Origin of the sequence: Skermania piniformis (assembly GCF_019285775.1) — a bacterium.
Classification (GTDB): Bacteria; Actinomycetota; Actinomycetes; order Mycobacteriales; family Mycobacteriaceae; genus Skermania; species Skermania pinensis.
Window position 1 is genome coordinate 3,284,697 of sequence record NZ_CP079105.1, and the last position, 16,459, is coordinate 3,301,155.

14 protein-coding genes are annotated in these 16,459 nt (G+C 68.8%); 2 read left to right on the top strand and 12 right to left on the bottom strand.

Annotation, left to right across the window (positions count from 1 at the left end):
- Positions 1-5: 5 nt before the first annotated feature.
- The 5 genes from KV203_RS15190 to KV203_RS15210 all read right to left on the bottom strand — a co-directional run bounded on the left by KV203_RS15190 (position 6) and on the right by KV203_RS15210 (position 5,234).
- The gene (locus KV203_RS15190; RefSeq protein ID WP_066472747.1) at positions 6-692 is read right to left on the bottom strand and encodes a response regulator transcription factor; all 687 of its coding nucleotides are present in this window, start codon (positions 690-692) and stop codon (positions 6-8) included.
- 113 nt (positions 693-805) lie between these two features.
- Positions 806-1,081 carry a GlsB/YeaQ/YmgE family stress response membrane protein gene (locus KV203_RS15195; RefSeq protein WP_066472750.1) on the bottom strand — a complete coding sequence of 92 codons (276 nt, stop codon included), beginning with the start codon at positions 1,079-1,081 and terminating at the stop codon, positions 806-808.
- Positions 1,082-1,195: 114 nt separating this feature from the next.
- The gene (locus KV203_RS15200; RefSeq protein WP_066472754.1) at positions 1,196-1,768 is read right to left on the bottom strand and encodes a LysM peptidoglycan-binding domain-containing protein; all 573 of its coding nucleotides are present in this window, start codon (positions 1,766-1,768) and stop codon (positions 1,196-1,198) included.
- A 143-nt stretch (positions 1,769-1,911) separates the two neighbouring features.
- Entirely contained in the window at positions 1,912-3,843 is a 1,932-nt protein-coding gene (locus KV203_RS15205; protein ID WP_066472760.1) for a vWA domain-containing protein, read from the bottom strand.
- Positions 3,843-5,234 carry an ATP-binding protein gene (locus KV203_RS15210; protein ID WP_066472763.1) on the bottom strand — a complete coding sequence of 464 codons (1,392 nt, stop codon included), beginning with the start codon at positions 5,232-5,234 and terminating at the stop codon, positions 3,843-3,845. The genes KV203_RS15205 and KV203_RS15210 overlap by 1 nt, the downstream gene beginning before the upstream one ends.
- A 68-nt stretch (positions 5,235-5,302) precedes the next feature.
- Here KV203_RS15210 and KV203_RS15215 point away from each other — a divergent pair, with 68 nt between their 5' ends.
- Positions 5,303-5,878, top strand: coding sequence for a DUF4126 domain-containing protein (locus tag KV203_RS15215; RefSeq protein WP_066472764.1), 576 nt, complete (start codon positions 5,303-5,305; stop codon positions 5,876-5,878).
- Positions 5,879-5,894: 16 nt separating this feature from the next.
- On the opposite strand, the gene purH is transcribed toward KV203_RS15215, so the two are convergent.
- From purH to sucC, 6 genes are all read right to left on the bottom strand, one after another.
- Positions 5,895-7,448, bottom strand: a complete 1,554-nt coding sequence (purH, locus tag KV203_RS15220) for a bifunctional phosphoribosylaminoimidazolecarboxamide formyltransferase/IMP cyclohydrolase (RefSeq protein ID WP_066473008.1) — start codon at positions 7,446-7,448, stop codon at positions 5,895-5,897.
- Positions 7,445-8,119: a phosphoribosylglycinamide formyltransferase gene (gene purN / locus KV203_RS15225; RefSeq protein WP_083530208.1), complete on the bottom strand. Its 675-nt coding sequence runs from the start codon at positions 8,117-8,119 to the stop codon at positions 7,445-7,447. The genes purH and purN overlap by 4 nt, the downstream gene beginning before the upstream one ends.
- Positions 8,082-9,410, bottom strand: a complete 1,329-nt coding sequence (locus tag KV203_RS15230) for a cell division protein PerM (protein ID WP_066472773.1) — start codon at positions 9,408-9,410, stop codon at positions 8,082-8,084. The genes purN and KV203_RS15230 overlap by 38 nt, the downstream gene beginning before the upstream one ends.
- Positions 9,411-9,467: 57 nt before the next feature.
- The gene (locus KV203_RS15235; protein ID WP_066472775.1) at positions 9,468-10,229 is read right to left on the bottom strand and encodes a DUF5336 domain-containing protein; all 762 of its coding nucleotides are present in this window, start codon (positions 10,227-10,229) and stop codon (positions 9,468-9,470) included.
- Between the two features lie 128 nt (positions 10,230-10,357).
- Positions 10,358-11,272: a succinate--CoA ligase subunit alpha gene (sucD, locus tag KV203_RS15240; RefSeq protein WP_066472777.1), complete on the bottom strand. Its 915-nt coding sequence runs from the start codon at positions 11,270-11,272 to the stop codon at positions 10,358-10,360.
- 13 nt (positions 11,273-11,285) lie between these two features.
- Positions 11,286-12,455 carry an ADP-forming succinate--CoA ligase subunit beta gene (gene sucC, locus KV203_RS15245; RefSeq protein ID WP_066472779.1) on the bottom strand — a complete coding sequence of 390 codons (1,170 nt, stop codon included), beginning with the start codon at positions 12,453-12,455 and terminating at the stop codon, positions 11,286-11,288.
- A 561-nt stretch (positions 12,456-13,016) separates the two neighbouring features.
- Between sucC and KV203_RS15250 the strand changes: the two genes are divergently transcribed.
- Entirely contained in the window at positions 13,017-13,823 is an 807-nt protein-coding gene (locus KV203_RS15250) for a M23 family metallopeptidase (protein ID WP_373279245.1), read from the top strand.
- A gap of 96 nt (positions 13,824-13,919) precedes the next feature.
- Here KV203_RS15250 and pcrA read toward each other — a convergent pair whose 3' ends face one another.
- A complete protein-coding gene (gene pcrA / locus KV203_RS15255) occupies positions 13,920-16,364 on the bottom strand; it encodes a DNA helicase PcrA (RefSeq protein ID WP_066472785.1) in 2,445 nt (814 codons plus the stop codon).
- Positions 16,365-16,459 lie beyond the last annotated feature (95 nt).

A 16,459-nucleotide genomic window follows, 5' to 3' on the forward strand; every position in this document is an offset into this window, starting at 1 on the left:
GCCGGTCACGGCGGCGTCTCGCGCAGGACGTAGCCGACACCCCGCACGGTATGGATCAACCGCGGCTCGCCCTCGGCCTCGGTCTTGCGGCGCAGGTAGCCGACGTACACCTCGAGTGCGTTACCCGACGTGGGGAAGTCGTAACCCCAGACTTCCTCCAGGATGCGGCTGCGGGTGAGCACCCGCCGGGGATTGGTCATCAGCATCTCCAGCAACGAAAACTCGGTTCGGGTGAGACTGATCGGCCGGTCGCCACGAGTCACTTCGCGGGTCATCGGATCCAGGCCGAGGTCGGCGAACTCCAGCGACTCGGTCTCCGGATCGGCATCCGCACCGGCCCGCCGCAGCAGGGCGCGCAACCGCGCCAGCAACTCCTCCAAGGCGAACGGCTTGGGCAGGTAGTCGTCGGCTCCGGCATCCAGACCGGCAACCCGCTCGGACACCGAATCGCGGGCGGTCAACACCAGAATCGGCAGGTCATCGCCGGTACTGCGGAGCCGGCGGCATACTTCGAGCCCGTCCAACCGCGGCATCATCACGTCGAGCACCAGAGCGTCGGGGCGCTGATTGGTCGTCTTGTCCAACGCATCGTGGCCGTCGACCGCGAGGTCGACCGAATAGCCGTTGAAGGTCAGCGAACGCCGGAGCGATTCGCGGACCGCGCGGTCGTCGTCGACAACCAGAATGCGCATACGCCAAGTCCCACTTTCTCGACCGAACGAACCGACCGGGACCGCAGCGACCGAGCCGGAACGCACAGAAGCCGTGCCACCGATCGGCGGCACGGCTACGGTGTGTCGTCAGACTACCGCGATGTCAAGCGGCGCCGGGTGATCAGGTTGTAGATCAACAGCAAGATGACCGACCCGATAACCGCACCGATGAAGGCGTGATTGACCGGCGGGGTGATGTCGAACTTGTGCGGCGCGAAGACCAAGCTGCCCAAGGTGCCGCCGACGAAACTCCCGGCAATACCGAGGATCGCCGTCGCAATCCAGCCGAAGTTTTCCTTTCCGGGCACGAGTAGACGGGCAACCGCACCTGCGATCAGGCCGATCACAATCATCCAGATGATTTCCATAGCGCACTCCTACCTACGATGTGGCCACGATCTCACAACAACCCGACCACGGGGAGCGACACGACGACAGGGCCCCGGCCGATCCCGGCCGGGGCCCTGTCGATCCTCGTACCCTCAGGGGAGCGTCAGCACCTGACCTGGATTGATCAGGTCCGGGTTGGCGATCCCGCTCAGGTTTGCAATCTCCTGATAGCGATTGCCGTCGCCCAGCTCTCGCTGCGCGATGTCCCACAGCGTGTCGCCCGGCTGCACCGTGTAGGTGCGCGCGGCCGGCGGTGGCGGCGGGGCCTGCGCCGGCTCGGTCGGCGCCGGCGCGGGGGCCGCAGCCGGCTCCGGCTCCGGCGCCGCGTCACCCTCGACCGCGGTCTGCGAGGCCCACAGCGCGCCGCCGTCGGTCGCGTACAACACGACATTGCGGTCGGCCTGCAGCACGACCCGATCAGGGCTGTACCCGCTGGTCTGCGACGCCCAGGTCGCGGAGTCGTCCCCGTTGTACAGCACGAAGTTTCCGTCGCTCTGCAGCGTCGCCTTGACCGTCCCCGAGCCGTTGGTCCCGCTGGCCCAGACCGCGTTCCCGTTGTCCGACAAGACGAGATTGCCGTCATCCTGCAACGTCAGCCGGTAAGCGCCGTTGTCCAAAGACTGCCCGACGCCGAGGCTGTCGCCCACGCGCAACGTATCGCCCACGTGTTTCCCCTTCCGGAGGATTTCCGTTCGTAGCGCGGCTCCGTCTGCACCGTGCAACCGGACCGCGGTCGAGCATTACCGAGTGGTTTGCGCGACGTCGTCCAACCTACCCGTCCGAACCGGTGAAAAACCTCGTCCGCAAGCTATCGACGGCGCATTCTCAGGTAATCGGCCACCACTGCCGCACCCAACCCGTCCGGATCTGCGGCGACCACTCGGCCACCGATCCGGCGCGCCATCGCATCGACGAATCGCGCCAGACCGGCGTCGTCGCCGAGCCGGAAGACCGTGACCTGGGCACCGAGCCGAGCCAGGTGATCGAGCTCGGCGACGGTACGACCGAGCGTGCGCCGACTCGGCGGGTAGTCGAAGATCGCCGTTCCGTCCGGCTCCAGATGCGCGGTGGGTTCGCCGTCGGTCACGATCAGGACGACCGGCTGCGCGTTCGGATGCCGGCGCAGATGCCGGCCCGCCAGCAACAGCGCGTGGTGCAGGTTCGTGCCCTGCTCGTAGATGCCCTCCATCCCGGCCAATTCGGCCGGCTGCACGGTCCGGGCGTGTCGGCCGAACGCGATCAGCTGGAGATCGTCCCCCCGAAACCTGGTGCCGACCAGGTGATGCAGCGCCAGCGCGGTGCGTTTCATCGGCACCCACCGCCCCTCCAGCACCATCGACAACGAGACATCGACCAGCAGCGCCACGGCCGCCTGGGTGCGTTGCTCGGTTTCGGTCACCTCGACGTCGGACACCTGTATCCGGACCGGCACCCGGCCGGGTTCGCGCAGTACCGCGTTGGTAATCGTGCGGGTCACGTCCCACGACTCGGTGTCGCCGAACTGCCAGGGCCGGGCGGATCCGGTGGGTTCGCCCAGCACCCCGGATCGGCGGGTCTCCCGTTGTCCGGTCCGTCCGGACAGCCGGCCCGAGACGTCGCGTAACGCCGCCTCACCGAGCCGCCGCATCGCCCGCGGGGACAACCGCCATTGCCCGTCCGCGCCCTTGTCCAGATAGCCCTGCTGGTGCAACGCCTGCTCCAGCTCGGCCAAGGTGCGCAGGTCGGCGACCGCGTCCCGGCCCAGATGCCGGGCGAGCGATTCGACGTCGACGTCGTCCAGTTGTGCCCCGGCGTACTGCTGGCTCAACTGTTCGGCCAGCTGCTCGAGTTCGCCGATCTCCTGCAGCACCCCGGTCGCTTCCCCCAGACCCAACGGATTGTCCCCGCCGAACCGCTCGGTTCCGGTCCAATCCTCCATCGGCCGGGCTGCCTGCAGGTGTCGATCCAGCCGGTCGAGCTGTCCTTGCAGACTCGGCGAGCCGAAAGCCTGTTGCGCCAGCGCGTCCAACTCGGCCCGCTGCTCCGGGGTCAGGCTGTTCCGCAGCCGCTGCGCCGCAGCCGCCCGGGCCGCCAACGCGTCCAGGAGCTCCTCGACGTTGCTCGGATGCTCCGGGAAGAACCGGCCGTGCTCGGCCATGAAATCGCGAAACAGCTGCTCGGTGTTCTCGCCCCGCGCATGCGCGTCGAGCAGGTTGTTGAGATCGTCGAGCATCTGCGCGATGGCGTTTCGATCGTCGTCGGTCGCACCTTGCAGCGCCTGCTTCATCCCGGCGAACCGCTGATCCAAAAGCTCCCGGCCGAGCAGGTCACGGATCTGCTCGTAGTCGGCCCGCGCTTGCGGGCTGCGCCAGTCGTAGCCGGCCAGCTCCTGCACCGCCTGCGCCGGCGAGGTCGGCAACTCGGCCAGTTGCATCTCGGCGAACCGGGCGTCGTCGTCCAGGGCGCGGGCGAGCTCCTGCCGCTCGGTCAGCACCGCCCGATCGAGCAGCTGCTCGATCTCGGCCAGGGTGCCGTCCAACCGGCTGCGCGAGAGCAGGTCCCGACGTCGCTGGTGGACTTGGCGGGCCAGCTCGTCGAGGCCCTTGGTCCGCTGATTGCCCCGACGCAGAAACTCCTGGAGGGCTCGCCGTGGCGACGCGCCACCCAGTACGTCGGCACCGATCGCCTCCAGCGCCTCGCGCAGGTCGACCGGCGGCGCCAGCGGATCGCTGCCGTCGTAAGGGACGTACCGGCTGCTCATCAGCCGTACACCAGCTGCCCGTCAGATTCGATCTTGGAGATTCGACGCGCCAGGTACAGCCCCTCCAGCGCGAACTCGGCTGCGGCGGCGCGTTCTCCGACCGTCTCCGCCGCCAGGCGCTCGGCAACCAGATCCAGCGCCGCCAGCTCGGGCAGTTCGTCCAGCAACGCCTTGGCCGGTACCCGGGCGCCGGTGATCACGGGCTCGCCTTGTTCCACCGCGGCGACCAGCGTGGCCAGATCGATTCCGCCGAGCCGGTCCCGGGCGGTCTCCGCGGTGGCGCGCCGCAGCAGGTGCTCGAGCACCTCGAGCTCACGACCCTCCTCACCGGACTCGAACTCGATCTTGCCGCGCAACACCTCGACCACGGTGCCCAGGTCGACCGGGCGAGCCACCGGTTCCGCTTCGCCGACGATCGTGGCTCGATGCAGTGCCGCCGCCGCAACGGTTTCCGCCGCGGCGACCGCGAACCGGGCCGATACGCCGGACCGCTGGTCGACGGCGGTCGACTCCCGCAACAATCGGGTGAACCGCGCCAGCACCTCCAGCAGATAGTCCGGCACCGCTGCGACCAACGCTGCCTCCTGCCGGACCACCGCGACTTCGTCGGCCACCTGCAAGGGGTAATGAGTCCGGATCTCGGCGCCGAAGCGGTCCTTCAGCGGGGTGATGATCCGGCCCCGGTTGGTGTAGTCCTCCGGGTTGGCACTCGCCACCAGCAACACGTCCAGCGGAAGCCGCAGGGTATACCCGCGGACCTGGATGTCGCGCTCCTCCATCACGTTGAGCAGCGACACCTGAATCCGTTCGGCCAGGTCGGGCAGCTCGTTGAGCGCGACGATCCCCCGATGCGCGCGCGGCACCAAACCGAAATGAATGGTCTCCGGGTCGCCGAGACTGCGTCCTTCCGCAACCTTCACCGGATCGACGTCGCCGACCAGGTCGGCCACCGAGGTGTCCGGCGTGGCCAGCTTCTCGCTGTAGCGCTCGTCCCGGTGCCGCCAGGTCACCGGCAGGTCGGCACCGAGTTCGGCCGCGCGTCGGATCGAGGCCGGGGTGATCGGGTCGTACGGGTGCTCGGGCAGCTCCGCACCGGCGATCACCGGTGTCCACTCGTCCAGCAACTGCACCAACGTGCGCAGCAACCGGGTCTTTCCCTGACCGCGCTCGCCCAGCAGTACCACGTCGTGCCCGGCGATCAGGGCCCGCTCCAGCTGTGGCACCACCGTCGACTCGAACCCGACGATGCCCGGCCAGGGGTCGCCGCCGTCCCGAAGTACCGCAAGCAGATTGGCGCGAATCTCGTCCTTCACCCCGCGTCGGGTGTGTCCGGTAGCGCGCAGTTCACCGACCGTGCGCGGGGTGGGTGGGGACGTCGGGTGCCGGGTCATCCCCCCACGCTACGAGGGTGGTCGCAACGCGGCCACCCGACCTCCCGGGCGATACGTACACTCCAGCCATGGACACCTGGGTGCTACCCACCCTGCTCGGACTCGGCTTGTCCGCCGCGACCGGGTACCGCACCTTCCTGCCCCTGCTGATGTTGAGCGCCACCGCACACTTCGGTTGGTTCGGCGTCGAACTCAACAGTTCGTTCGGCTGGCTCGGTTCCACCGCCGCGCTGGTCGCCTTGCTCGTCGCGACCGGCTTCGAGCTGACCACGGACTTGATTCCCGGGGTGGACAACGTCAAGTCGGTCGTCGGCAACCTCACCCGGCCGCTGGCCGCCGCGGTCGCGACCGGCGCGGTGTTCGCAAACCTGGATCCGTCCGCGGCCGCGATCGCCGGGCTGATCATCGGCGCCCCCACCGCACTCGCGTTCGCGACCGCGCAAACCGGAACCCGGGCCGCCAGCACGGCGACCACCGCCGGTGCCGCCAACCCGGTCATTTCGGTACTGGAAGACATCGTCTCGTTCACCACCGCGTTGATCGCACTGGTCGTGCCGGTGCTGATCCCGCTCGTGCTACTCGCACTCGGCTGGCTGATCTACCGGGCAGTGCGGCGGTTTCGATCCCGTCCGGCACCGGCCTGAACATCTCGCCGATCGATCAGTGGGCGAAGTGCCTGGCCCCGGTGAAGTACATGGTCACCCCGGCGGCCTGCGCCGCGGCGACGGTCTGCTCGTCCCGCACCGACCCGCCCGGTTGGACGATCGCGCGTACCCCGGCGTCCAGCAGAATCTGTGGGCCGTCGGGAAACGGGAAGAACGCGTCCGAGGCGGCCACCGATCCGGCCGCTCGGTCGCCGGCCCTAGCGACCGCCAGCCGACACGAGTCGACCCGGTTGACCTGGCCCATGCCGATCCCGACCGACGCGCCGTCGCGCGCGAGCAGAATCGCATTGGACTTGACGGCACGGCAGGCCCGCCAGGCGAACTCCAGGTCGGCGAGCATGTCCGGATCGGCAGCCGGTCCCGCTACCAGGGTCCACCTCGTGCTGTCGTCGCCCGCGGCGGTCAGGTCGTCGCGGTGCTGCAGTAACGCCCCACCGCTGATCGGGCGGAGCTCCACTCCCGCACCCACGAGCGGCTCGGCGCGCAGCACCCGCAGGTTCGCTTTGCGCGCCAGCACCTCGACGGCGCCGTCGGCGTAACCGGGAGCCACGATCACTTCGGTGAAGATCTCGGCGACCTGTTCCGCCATCGCCACGCTCACCTCGCCGTTGGTCGCGATGACCCCGCCGTACGCGCTCTGCGGATCACAGGCGTGTGCCTTGCGATGCGCTTCGGCGATGTCGGCACCGATCGCGATACCGCACGGGTTGGCATGTTTGATCACCGCGACGGCCGGCGCGCTGTGGTCGAACGCGGCCCGGCGGGCCGCATCGGCGTCGGTGTAGTTGTTGTACGACATCGCTTTACCGTGCAGCTGCGCCGCCTGGGCCAGCCCGGCCGGACCCGCACCGGATCGATACAACGCCGCCGGCTGATGCGGGTTCTCGCCGTAGCGCAGCACCGCGGTCCGCTCCCAGGTACCCGCCACCCAGTCCGGGAACGGACTCTCGTCGGGGGCCAGGACGCTGGTCGTCCAGCCGGCGACCGCGACGTCGTATGCCGCGGTGTGCCGGAACCCGCGGGCGGCCAACCGGGCCCGCTCGGCCAGGGTGAATCCGCCGGAACCGACCGCGGCCAGGACCGCCGGATAGTCGGCCGGATCGACCACCACGGCCACCGAAGGATGATTCTTCGCGGCGGCCCGAACCATCGACGGTCCGCCGATATCGATCTGTTCCACACACTCGTCGGGCCCGGCCCCGGCGGCAACCGTCGCGGTGAAGGGATACAGGTTCACCACCACCAGCTCGAACGCTTCCACCCCGAGGTCGGCGAGTTGATCGAGATGCTCCGGCCGCCGGGTATCGGCGAGGATGCCCGCGTGAATGCGGGGGTGCAAGGTCTTCACCCGGCCGTCCAGCGTCTCCGGAAACCCGGTCAGGTCCTCCACCTTGGTGACCGGGACCCCGGCAGCCGCAATCGTCGCTGCGGTCGAGCCGGTCGAGACGATCTCGACCCCGGCATCGTGCAACCCCGCGGCCAGCTCCGCAAGCCCGGTTTTGTCGTAGACGCTCAACAACGCCCGGCGCACCGGCTTCCGCTCACTCACCACGAGATCCGCGCCTTTCGTCCGTCCGATACCACGCCGTGTCGTACCACCGCCGCGACGACGTCGGCGAGCAGTCGCCGTTCGACCACCTTGATTCGTTCGTGCAGCGTGGCTTCGTCGTCGTCGGGATGCACGGGCACCGCTTCCTGCGCGAGGATCGGCCCGGTATCGACGCCCTCGTCGACCAGGTGCACCGTCGCCCCGGTGATCTTGACACCGTAAGCGAGCGCATCCGCAACCCCGTGTGCCCCGGGGAACGACGGGAGCAGCGCCGGGTGCGAGTTGACGATGCGGCCCTGGTACTCGCCCAGGAATGCCGGGCCGAGCAGCCGCATGAAGCCGGCCGTCACCACGAGATCGGGGTGGTAGCCGCGTACCGCAGCGGTGAGCGCCCGGTCCCAGTCGGCCCGCCGGGCGTAATCACCAGGTGCGACGGTGAACCAGGGAACACCCGCGGCATCCGCATGCCCGGTCGCGGCGCAGGTCCGGTCCACCCCGACCGCAACCACCTCGGCCGGGTACCCGGCATCGGTGGTGGCCGCGATCAGCGCCCGTAACAGCGAGCCGGTACCGGAAGCGAGAACCACCAGGCGCGCCGGCGCACGATCGGTCGGGTTGATCACCCGAGAAAGCCTAATCGGTTTCGTCGTCCCGGCTCGCCGCGGTGTCATCGTCCCGGCTCGCCGCGGTGTCATCGTCCCGGCTCGCCGGGGTGGCCGGCACGGCGGGAACCGCCACAACCGGCACGGCGGGGTTCGGCACGGCGCGGCGCACCACCACGCCGGACCGCCCGCGGGTGGCGACCGCGGCGGCCGCACTGCCCAGCGCGGCGAGCCAGATCGTGGTCAAGCCGGCGAACGGACCGACGCTCACCCCGACCCGACCGAACGTGCCGAGTTCGCCGCCACACAGCGCACCGGCCGACAATGCCGCCAGGCCGGTGACCACGGCGGCGGTCAGCACGGCGCCGAGGGCGTCGGCCCGGCTGCCACACCGGGCCGCGCACTCGCGACCGAGCTGGATCGCCACGACTGCCGGAATGATCAGCAGCAGCGGATACCACGCCGCGGCCGGACCGGTCGGCAATGCGGATAACACCGGCAGCCCCGGAACGGGGCCGCCGTGCACAGCGAACAGGTCGACCGACGCGGTACCGATCGTGGCCTTCGTGCCGGTCACCACCGCCACGGCCCCTACCACGACGTTCGGCAGGTAGCCCAGCGACAACACGATCAAACCGAGGCCACCGACGAAACCGTCACCGGTATTCAGCAGCTCGACCGCGACCGACCAGTGGATCAGTAACGAGATCGCGACGACGCCGGCGGCCGCCACCAGCAGGCGGCGTATCGCCGCCCCAGCGGCGCCGAATCCGGCCGGCAACCAGTCGGGCGCCCCGGCGCCGTCGGCCACCCGCCGCCAGGTGCGCGCGAGCACCCCGGCGGCCGCCGCGCAACCGTGCAGTACCACCACCCAACCGAAGGCGAGCAGGGTATCCGGCGGCGCCAGCGCGTTCGACGCCGAAGCGTCCTTGACCACCGCCAGCGTGACCACCGTGACGGCGAGTGGGCCGCCGATCGCAGCAGCCAACACCCAGATGATGTCGGCGCGGGAGCTGTCGGCCGTGGTGGCCGCCGCCGCGGACCGCGCGGTGAGGTACATCGCGCCGACCGTCGGAGCCAGCGGCAACACCGACAACGCGGTGGTCCCAATCGTGAGCGGGACCTGGTGGACGCCGAGCCAGCCGGCCGCGATCGCCGCTGCGGCACCACTGAGCCCGCCGCCGAAGAGCATGGCGCACCCGACCAGTCCGGCGACCACGGCAAGCACGGTCGTGCTGGACCGGAGCGCTACGCCGAGCAGCACCCGGAACTGCTCCGGCGAGGGCAGCTGCGGCGCGGTTCGGACGGGCGGACGAGCGGGCCGCACCGTCCGGGCGCTGCGTTCCAGGAGGGCACACATCGCCCACAGCGTGACATCCGACCGTGCCTCGCTGCGGCAGGCGCGCCGACGCGTTGCTCAGCGCTGGTTGCCGTCACCCTCCGGTGGGCGGAACTGCGCCGCGCTCCCGGGTGGGTCCGCGGGTGGCACCAGCGGGCTCGGATACTGCTCGGTGGGCGCCTCGTCCGGGGTAACCGCATACCCCGTCCCGGCGAGACCGGCCGAGTACGAATCGGGACTGCCGGAACCGGCGCCGTAGCCGCCGTACGGGTCGGCCACGCCGGGTGCCGGCCGATAGGCCGGATGGCTGTACCCGGCCGGGTAGGACGGCGTAGCCGATGGTGCGTAGCCCGGTTGCGGGCCCGGCGCGGTATAGCCCGGCTGGGCGCCGTAACCCGACTGGGTGCCGTAGCCGGGCGGTTGCGCCGGCACCGGGCGCGCCGGGCGGGTCGCGGCGAACACCGCGTACACCGCCAGCGCCGACTGGGTCAGGCCGAGCACCAACACGACGTAGAGCCCGAACGCGCGCTCGTAGAAGCCGCCGACCACATTGAATCCCTGCACCAGCAAGCCGGCGAAGCCGCTGATCGATGCGGCGGCGGCAGCGCCCATCAAGTCCTGTCGCGGCAGCACCGAGAACGCCGCCAGCAACCCGCCCAGCAGCAGCAGCGCGATGGTTCCGGCAGCGCCGCCCTCGAAGAAGTTGACCGTGGTATCCCAGGTGAGGCCGTCCAGCCCGGACACCCGTCCGAACGGGAGGAAGCCGAGCAGGAAAGCGAGCACGCCGAGCGCCGCCACGACGTAACCGAGCAGCAGGTTCGGCTTCACATCCGGATTCATCGGCCACTCCTCGGCACGCTCGTCGGCTGCTCGTCGACGATGACGCTACTGCACACTGCACCGACGCTCCGGGAACGACGACGGCCCCCGTTGCGGCGGATTCCGCACGGGGGCCGGGCCGGGGTAACTCAGGCCGAGACGGCGGACTGCTCGAGGATCGCGCGGGCCAGTGCGGCGGTCTCGGACGGCGTCTTGCCGACCTTCACCCCGGCCGCTTCCAACGCGTCCTTCTTCGCCTGCGCGGTGCCCGACGAACCGGACACGATCGCGCCGGCGTGGCCCATCGTCTTGCCCTCCGGCGCCGTGAAGCCGGCGACGTAGCCGACCACCGGCTTGGTCACGTTGGCCTGGATGTAAGCGGCCGCACGCTCCTCGGCATCGCCGCCGATCTCGCCGATCATCACGATCAGCTTCGTTTCCGGATCCTGCTCGAACGCCGCGATCGCGTCGATGTGGGTGGTCCCGATCACCGGATCGCCACCGATGCCGATCGAGGTGGAGAAGCCGAAGTCGCGCAGCTCGAACATCATCTGGTAGGTCAACGTGCCGGATTTCGACACCAGCCCGATCGGGCCCTTACCGGTGATGTTGGCCGGGGTGATCCCCACCAACGCTTCGCCGGGCGTGATGATCCCGGGACAGTTCGGCCCGATGATCCGGGTCTTCTCGCCCTTCGCGACGTTGTAGGCCCAGGCGTACGCGCTGTCCTGCACCGGAATCCCTTCGGTGATCACCACGAGCAGACCGATCTCGGCGTCGATCGCCTCGATGATCGCGTCCTTGGCGAACTTCGGCGGCACGAACGCGATCGAGGTGTCGGCACCGGTGGCATCGATCGCCTCGCGCACCGAACCGAACACCGGCAGGTCGACCGGGTTGCCGTCGGCGTCGGTGTGGGCAACCGTGGTGCCCGCCTTGCGCGCGTTCACTCCGCCGACCACCTGGGTGCCGGCCTTCAGCATCAACGCGGTGTGTTTGGTGCCCTCACCACCGGTGATGCCTTGGACGATGACTTTGGAATCCTTGTTCAGGAAGATAGACATCTCGCTCGCTCCTCTACTTCGCCGCCGCCGCGAGCTGCGCGGCCTTGTCGGCGCCTTCATCCATCGTCTGAGCCGACGTGACCAGCGGATGCGCTGCGTCCGCCAGGATCTTGCGGCCTTCGTCGACCTTGTTCCCGTCGAGTCGAACCACCAGCGGCTTGGTCGCCGAGTCGCCGAGCATCTCCAACGCCTTGACGATGCCGTTCGCCACCGCGTCGCAGGCGGTGATACCGCCGAAGACGTTCACGAACACGCTGCGCACCTGATCGTCGCCGAGGATGACGTCCAGCCCCGCCGCCATCACCTCCGCCGACGCCCCACCACCGATGTCGAGGAAATTCGCCGGCCGCACCCCACCGTGCTTCTCCCCCGCATAGGCGACCACATCGAGGGTGGACATGACCAGACCGGCGCCGTTGCCGATGATGCCGACCGAGCCGTCCAACTTCACGTAGTTCAGGTCGTGCTGCTTGGCCTTCAGCTCCAGCGGATCGGTCGCGTCCTCGTCCGCGAACTCCGCATGGCCCGGGTGCCGGAAGTCGGCATTCCCGTCCAACGTCACCTTCCCGTCCAACGCCAGGATCTCGTCGTCCGGGGTACGAACCAGCGGATTCACCTCGACCAGGGTGGCGTCCTCGGCGGTGAACACCTCCCACAGCTTCTGGATCGTCACCGCCGCGGCGTCCAGGATCTCGGCCGGCAGATGCCCCTGTTCGGCGATCGACCGGGCGAACGCGAGATCGACACCGGTCACCGCGTCGACCGGGATTCGGGCCAACCGATCCGGCTTGGTCGCCGCGACCTCCTCGATCTCCATTCCGCCTTCGACCGAACACATCGCCAGATAGGTCCGGTTGGCCCGGTCGAGCAGGAAGGACAGGTAGTACTCCGCGGCGATATCCTTCGCCTCGGTCACCAAGAGCTTGCGCACGATGTGGCCCTTGATATCCAGCCCGAGGATGTTCTGCGCGTGGGTGAACGCCTCCTCCGGCGTCGCCGCGTACTTGACGCCGCCGGCCTTACCCCGGCCGCCGACCTTCACCTGCGCCTTCACCATGACCGGTTTACCGATCTCCTCGGCGATCGCCTTGGCGCCCTCGGCCGTGTCGGTCACCCGACCCTCGGACGAGGGAACCCCGTGCGCTACGAAGAGCTCCTTCGCTTGGAACTCGAACAGGTCCATGTATCCACCGTCTCGTCTGCAGCGTTGCCGGTCGCAACGCCAGGAGTGTCGCCCGTGTGCATCGCGGGCCGGTTCGGACTCTAGCCAGCCGCCGGGTCCCGATATCGGCCGCATCGAGCTGCAGTTTCGTAACGAGGCCGACACATCGGTGATCGAGGTGTTGCCAGCTCGTAATCGACGGCGGACCCGCCACGAGGTAGCTCCGTAGGTTTGCCGCTGTTGCCACCAAGATCCAGGAAGACCTCGGGCGAAACTGTGTTGTATCTCACATAGCTGCGACTTCCGGCCGTGACAACTTGCATCCGACGCAACCGTTTCGTTACCGTCCTGGGGTCGATATCACAGCACGGTCACATGCTAGGAGGGTCGGAGCCGTTGATTCAGCACCGAACTCTTGGTTCATTCGACTATCTGCCCAGCTCAGGGGCCGGATCGGGATTTGATTTCCGGACCGCGGAGCCGTCGTTCAGCGGATTCGGTGGCACCGTTCTCGACTACCCGGAAACCGACTTCGGCATCGACGAGGGTCGGAACAAGTCACATCGCGGCCTCACCGAGGACATCGTTGCGGCCAGGCAAGAGCGTTACACGGCCCCGGCCGGTGCCGGTAGCGAGCTACCTCCGGCGCAGCCGCCCCACTCCCGGCGCAAAGGCGGCGCGCACCGGCTTCCGGCCCCGCCCGCCGCGCTCAAGGGGCGTGCCGCGGTGTTGGCCGTGGCCGCCGGTGCCGCCGTGGCCGCGGGCCAGTCCGCGATCCAGCACGACGACCACGCTCCCGCTCCCGCGGGCAGCGCGACCGCGCTCGCCGGAACGGTCGGCCTGACTGCCGCGACAGCCGGACTCCCCACCGCACCGCAGGTGCTCGACTCGGCAAAAGCAGTCCAGATCGGCGACTACGCCAGCTTGTTGGACAAGGGCCAGCGGTTCGCCGAAGAACGCACCGCTGCCGAGACGGCAAAGCTGCGGCCGCTCTACGTTCCGTTCACCCACGGCACCTTCACCTCCAATTTCGGCTTTCGCTGGGGCGCGCTGCACGCCGGTGTCGATATCGCCGCGCCGATCGGTACCCCGATCTTCGCCGTCGCCGACGGAAAGGTGATCGACGCCGGTCCGGCATCCGGGTTCGGGATGTGGGTGCGACTGCAGCATTCGGACGGCACGATCACCGTGTACGGCCATGTCGATACCGCGACGGTGGCCACCGGGCAGACGGTGATGGCGGGCGATCAGATCGCGACCGTCGGTAACCGTGGCTTCTCCACCGGTCCGCACTGCCATTTCGAGGTCTGGCTGAACGGCAACGACAAGGTGGATCCGCTGCCCTGGCTCGCCTCGCGCGGGATCAGCCTCGGTCCCGAGCAGGACTGACCCGAACCATCTCGCCCGGTATCGGGCTGGTTCTCTTCACGGAACTTTGGATTCCCGGAGTCCGACGACCGATCGAAGGCCGGCCTCGACTCCCGCCTACAGCTTCTCGATCGGCGCATGCTCCGGGATCAGTCGAAGCTTGCCGGCAGTGCCGAAATCGATGATCGCCGTGGTGTATTGACCCAGTCCCTCGGTGGACAGCACCGTACCCAAGCCGTACTTGTCGTGACTGACCCGATCGCCCACCTTCAGCGAGATCGGTCCGCGTCCGGCCCGCTTGGCGGCTCCCGGCGGGGGTCGCCGCCGGTCCGCTCCCCGCCAGCCGGGACGTTCCGGCTGGGTCCAGTCGCGCTCGGAGTCCGAGTCGGCGCCCGGGCGCGGCCGCCGGCCGAGCGTGGCACCGCTGTCGAGCCGACGCCAATCGATCAACTCCCCGGGGATCTCCTGCAGAAAACGAGACTCCGGATTGGCGATGGGCTGCCCCCACGCCGAGCGGAGTACCGCCCGGGTCAGATACAGCCGGCGCCGCGCTCGGGTGATCCCGACGTACGCCAGCCGGCGCTCCTCGGCCAGCTCCGCCGGATCGCCGAGCGCCCGCATATGCGGAAACTGTCCGTCCTCCCAGCCGGTCACGAAGACCACCGGAAACTCCAGCCCTTTGGCCGTGTGCAGCGTCATCAGGGTCACCACGCCGGCATCGGACTCCGGGATCTGATCCGTGTCGGCCACCAACGACACCCGCTCCAGAAATGCCGCCAACGAGCCCGGCTCCGGCTCCCCCTCCGCCGGGGTGAGCACGATCCCCTCGGCAGCCGCTGCAGCGGCCGCGTTCTGCGCCTCGGAACTGAACTCTCGGGCGACGCTGACCAACTCGTTCAGGTTGTCCAACCGAGCACCGTCCTGGGGATCGCTGGATGCGGCGAGCTCGGCCCGGTATCCGGTCCGCTCCAACACCGCTTCCACCACGTCGCCCACGTCCCGGATCCCGGGGCCGGCCTCGGCCGGGCTGATCTCCCGCAGGCCGTCCAGCAGGTCCAGAAAGCTCGTCACCGCCCGTTGCGAACGGGTGTTCAGCAGCGCGACCTTGCCGTCTGCCGCTGCTCGCAACGCGGCCGCGAAGCCGATGTCGTGCTGCTCGGCATACACCGCGACGCACGCCTCCGCCCGGTCACCGATGCCGCGGCGGGGGGTATTCAAGATTCGGCGCAGGCTCACCGTGTCGTCGGGATTGTCCAGCACCCGCAGGTAGGCAACCGCGTCGCGAACTTCTTTACGCTCGTAGAACCGAACCCCACCGACCACCTTGTACGGCAGACCGAGCCGGACGAAAACCTCCTCCAGCGGGCGCGAACTGCCGTTGGTGCGGTAGAACACGGCGATGTCGCCGAACGTCGTCGCACCGGCGTCGGACAGTCGATCGATCTCCCGCGCGATGAAGGCGGCCTCGTCGTGCTCGTTGTCGGCGACATAGCCGACGATCAGCTCCCCCTCCCCGGCATCGGTCCACAATTGCTTGGCCCGGCGCTTGGGGTTCCGCGAGATCACCGCATTTGCTGCGGTCAGGATTCGCTGGGTGGATCGGTAGTTCTGTTCCAGCAGGATCGTCTGCGCCTGCGGAAAGTCCCGCTCGAACTCCTCGATGTTGCGGATGGTCGCACCGCGGAAGGCATAGATGGACTGGTCCGCATCACCCACCACGCACAATTCGCCCGGCTCGACCGCGGGCCGGTCGTCGGCGGGCTCCCCGCCGGCCTCGCCGACCAGCTCCCGGATCAAGACGTATTGGGCGTGATTGGTGTCCTGATACTCATCCACCAGGACGTGCCGGAACCGCCGCCGGTAGTACTCGGCAACCTGCGGGTGCGCCCGAAGCAGTGCAACGGTCTCCCCGATCAGATCGTCGAAGTCGAACGCATTGGCGCCGCGGAGGCGCTGCTGATACTCCGAATAGACCTGGGCGATCAGTTTCGCGTAGTCGTCCGCCGCAGCGTCGGCCGCCGCTGCAGAGTCGATCAGCTCGTTCTTGAGATTGGAGATTCCGGCCGCCAGCAACCGCGGGGGAAACTTCTTGGCATCGAGCCCGAGATCGCGGCTGATCATCGCCAGCAGGCGACGCGAATCATCCGCGTCGTAGATCGAGAAGTTCGAGTTCATCCCCGGCAGCAACGCCGACTGGGTACGCAGAATCCGCACGCAGCCGGAGTGGAACGTCGACACCCACATCGCCCGCGCTCGCGGCCCCACCAGATCGATCACTCGCTCCCGCAGCTCGGCTGCGGCCTTGTTGGTGAACGTGATCGCCAGTATCTGGCCCGGGGTAGCGCGCCGGGTAGCCAGCAGGTAGGCAATGCGCCGAGTGAGCACCGCGGTCTTCCCCGAGCCGGCGCCGGCAACGATCAGCAACGGCGTTCCGGAATGCTGAACCGCCGCCCGCTGCGGCGCATTCAAGCCGGTCAGCAGATCTTCAGCTACCGCGCCGGGCTCGGGCTGCTCCGCCGAGCGCGCCGGGCTCGCTCGTCGCTCGGTATCGATCGTGTCCATTGTCGGTCCACGCTACCGGCGCAGACCGACAGCAGCGGCGCGTGGTCGCCGCGTGATCTATCCCCTATCTGGATCACAACCTGCCCAACCGGCCG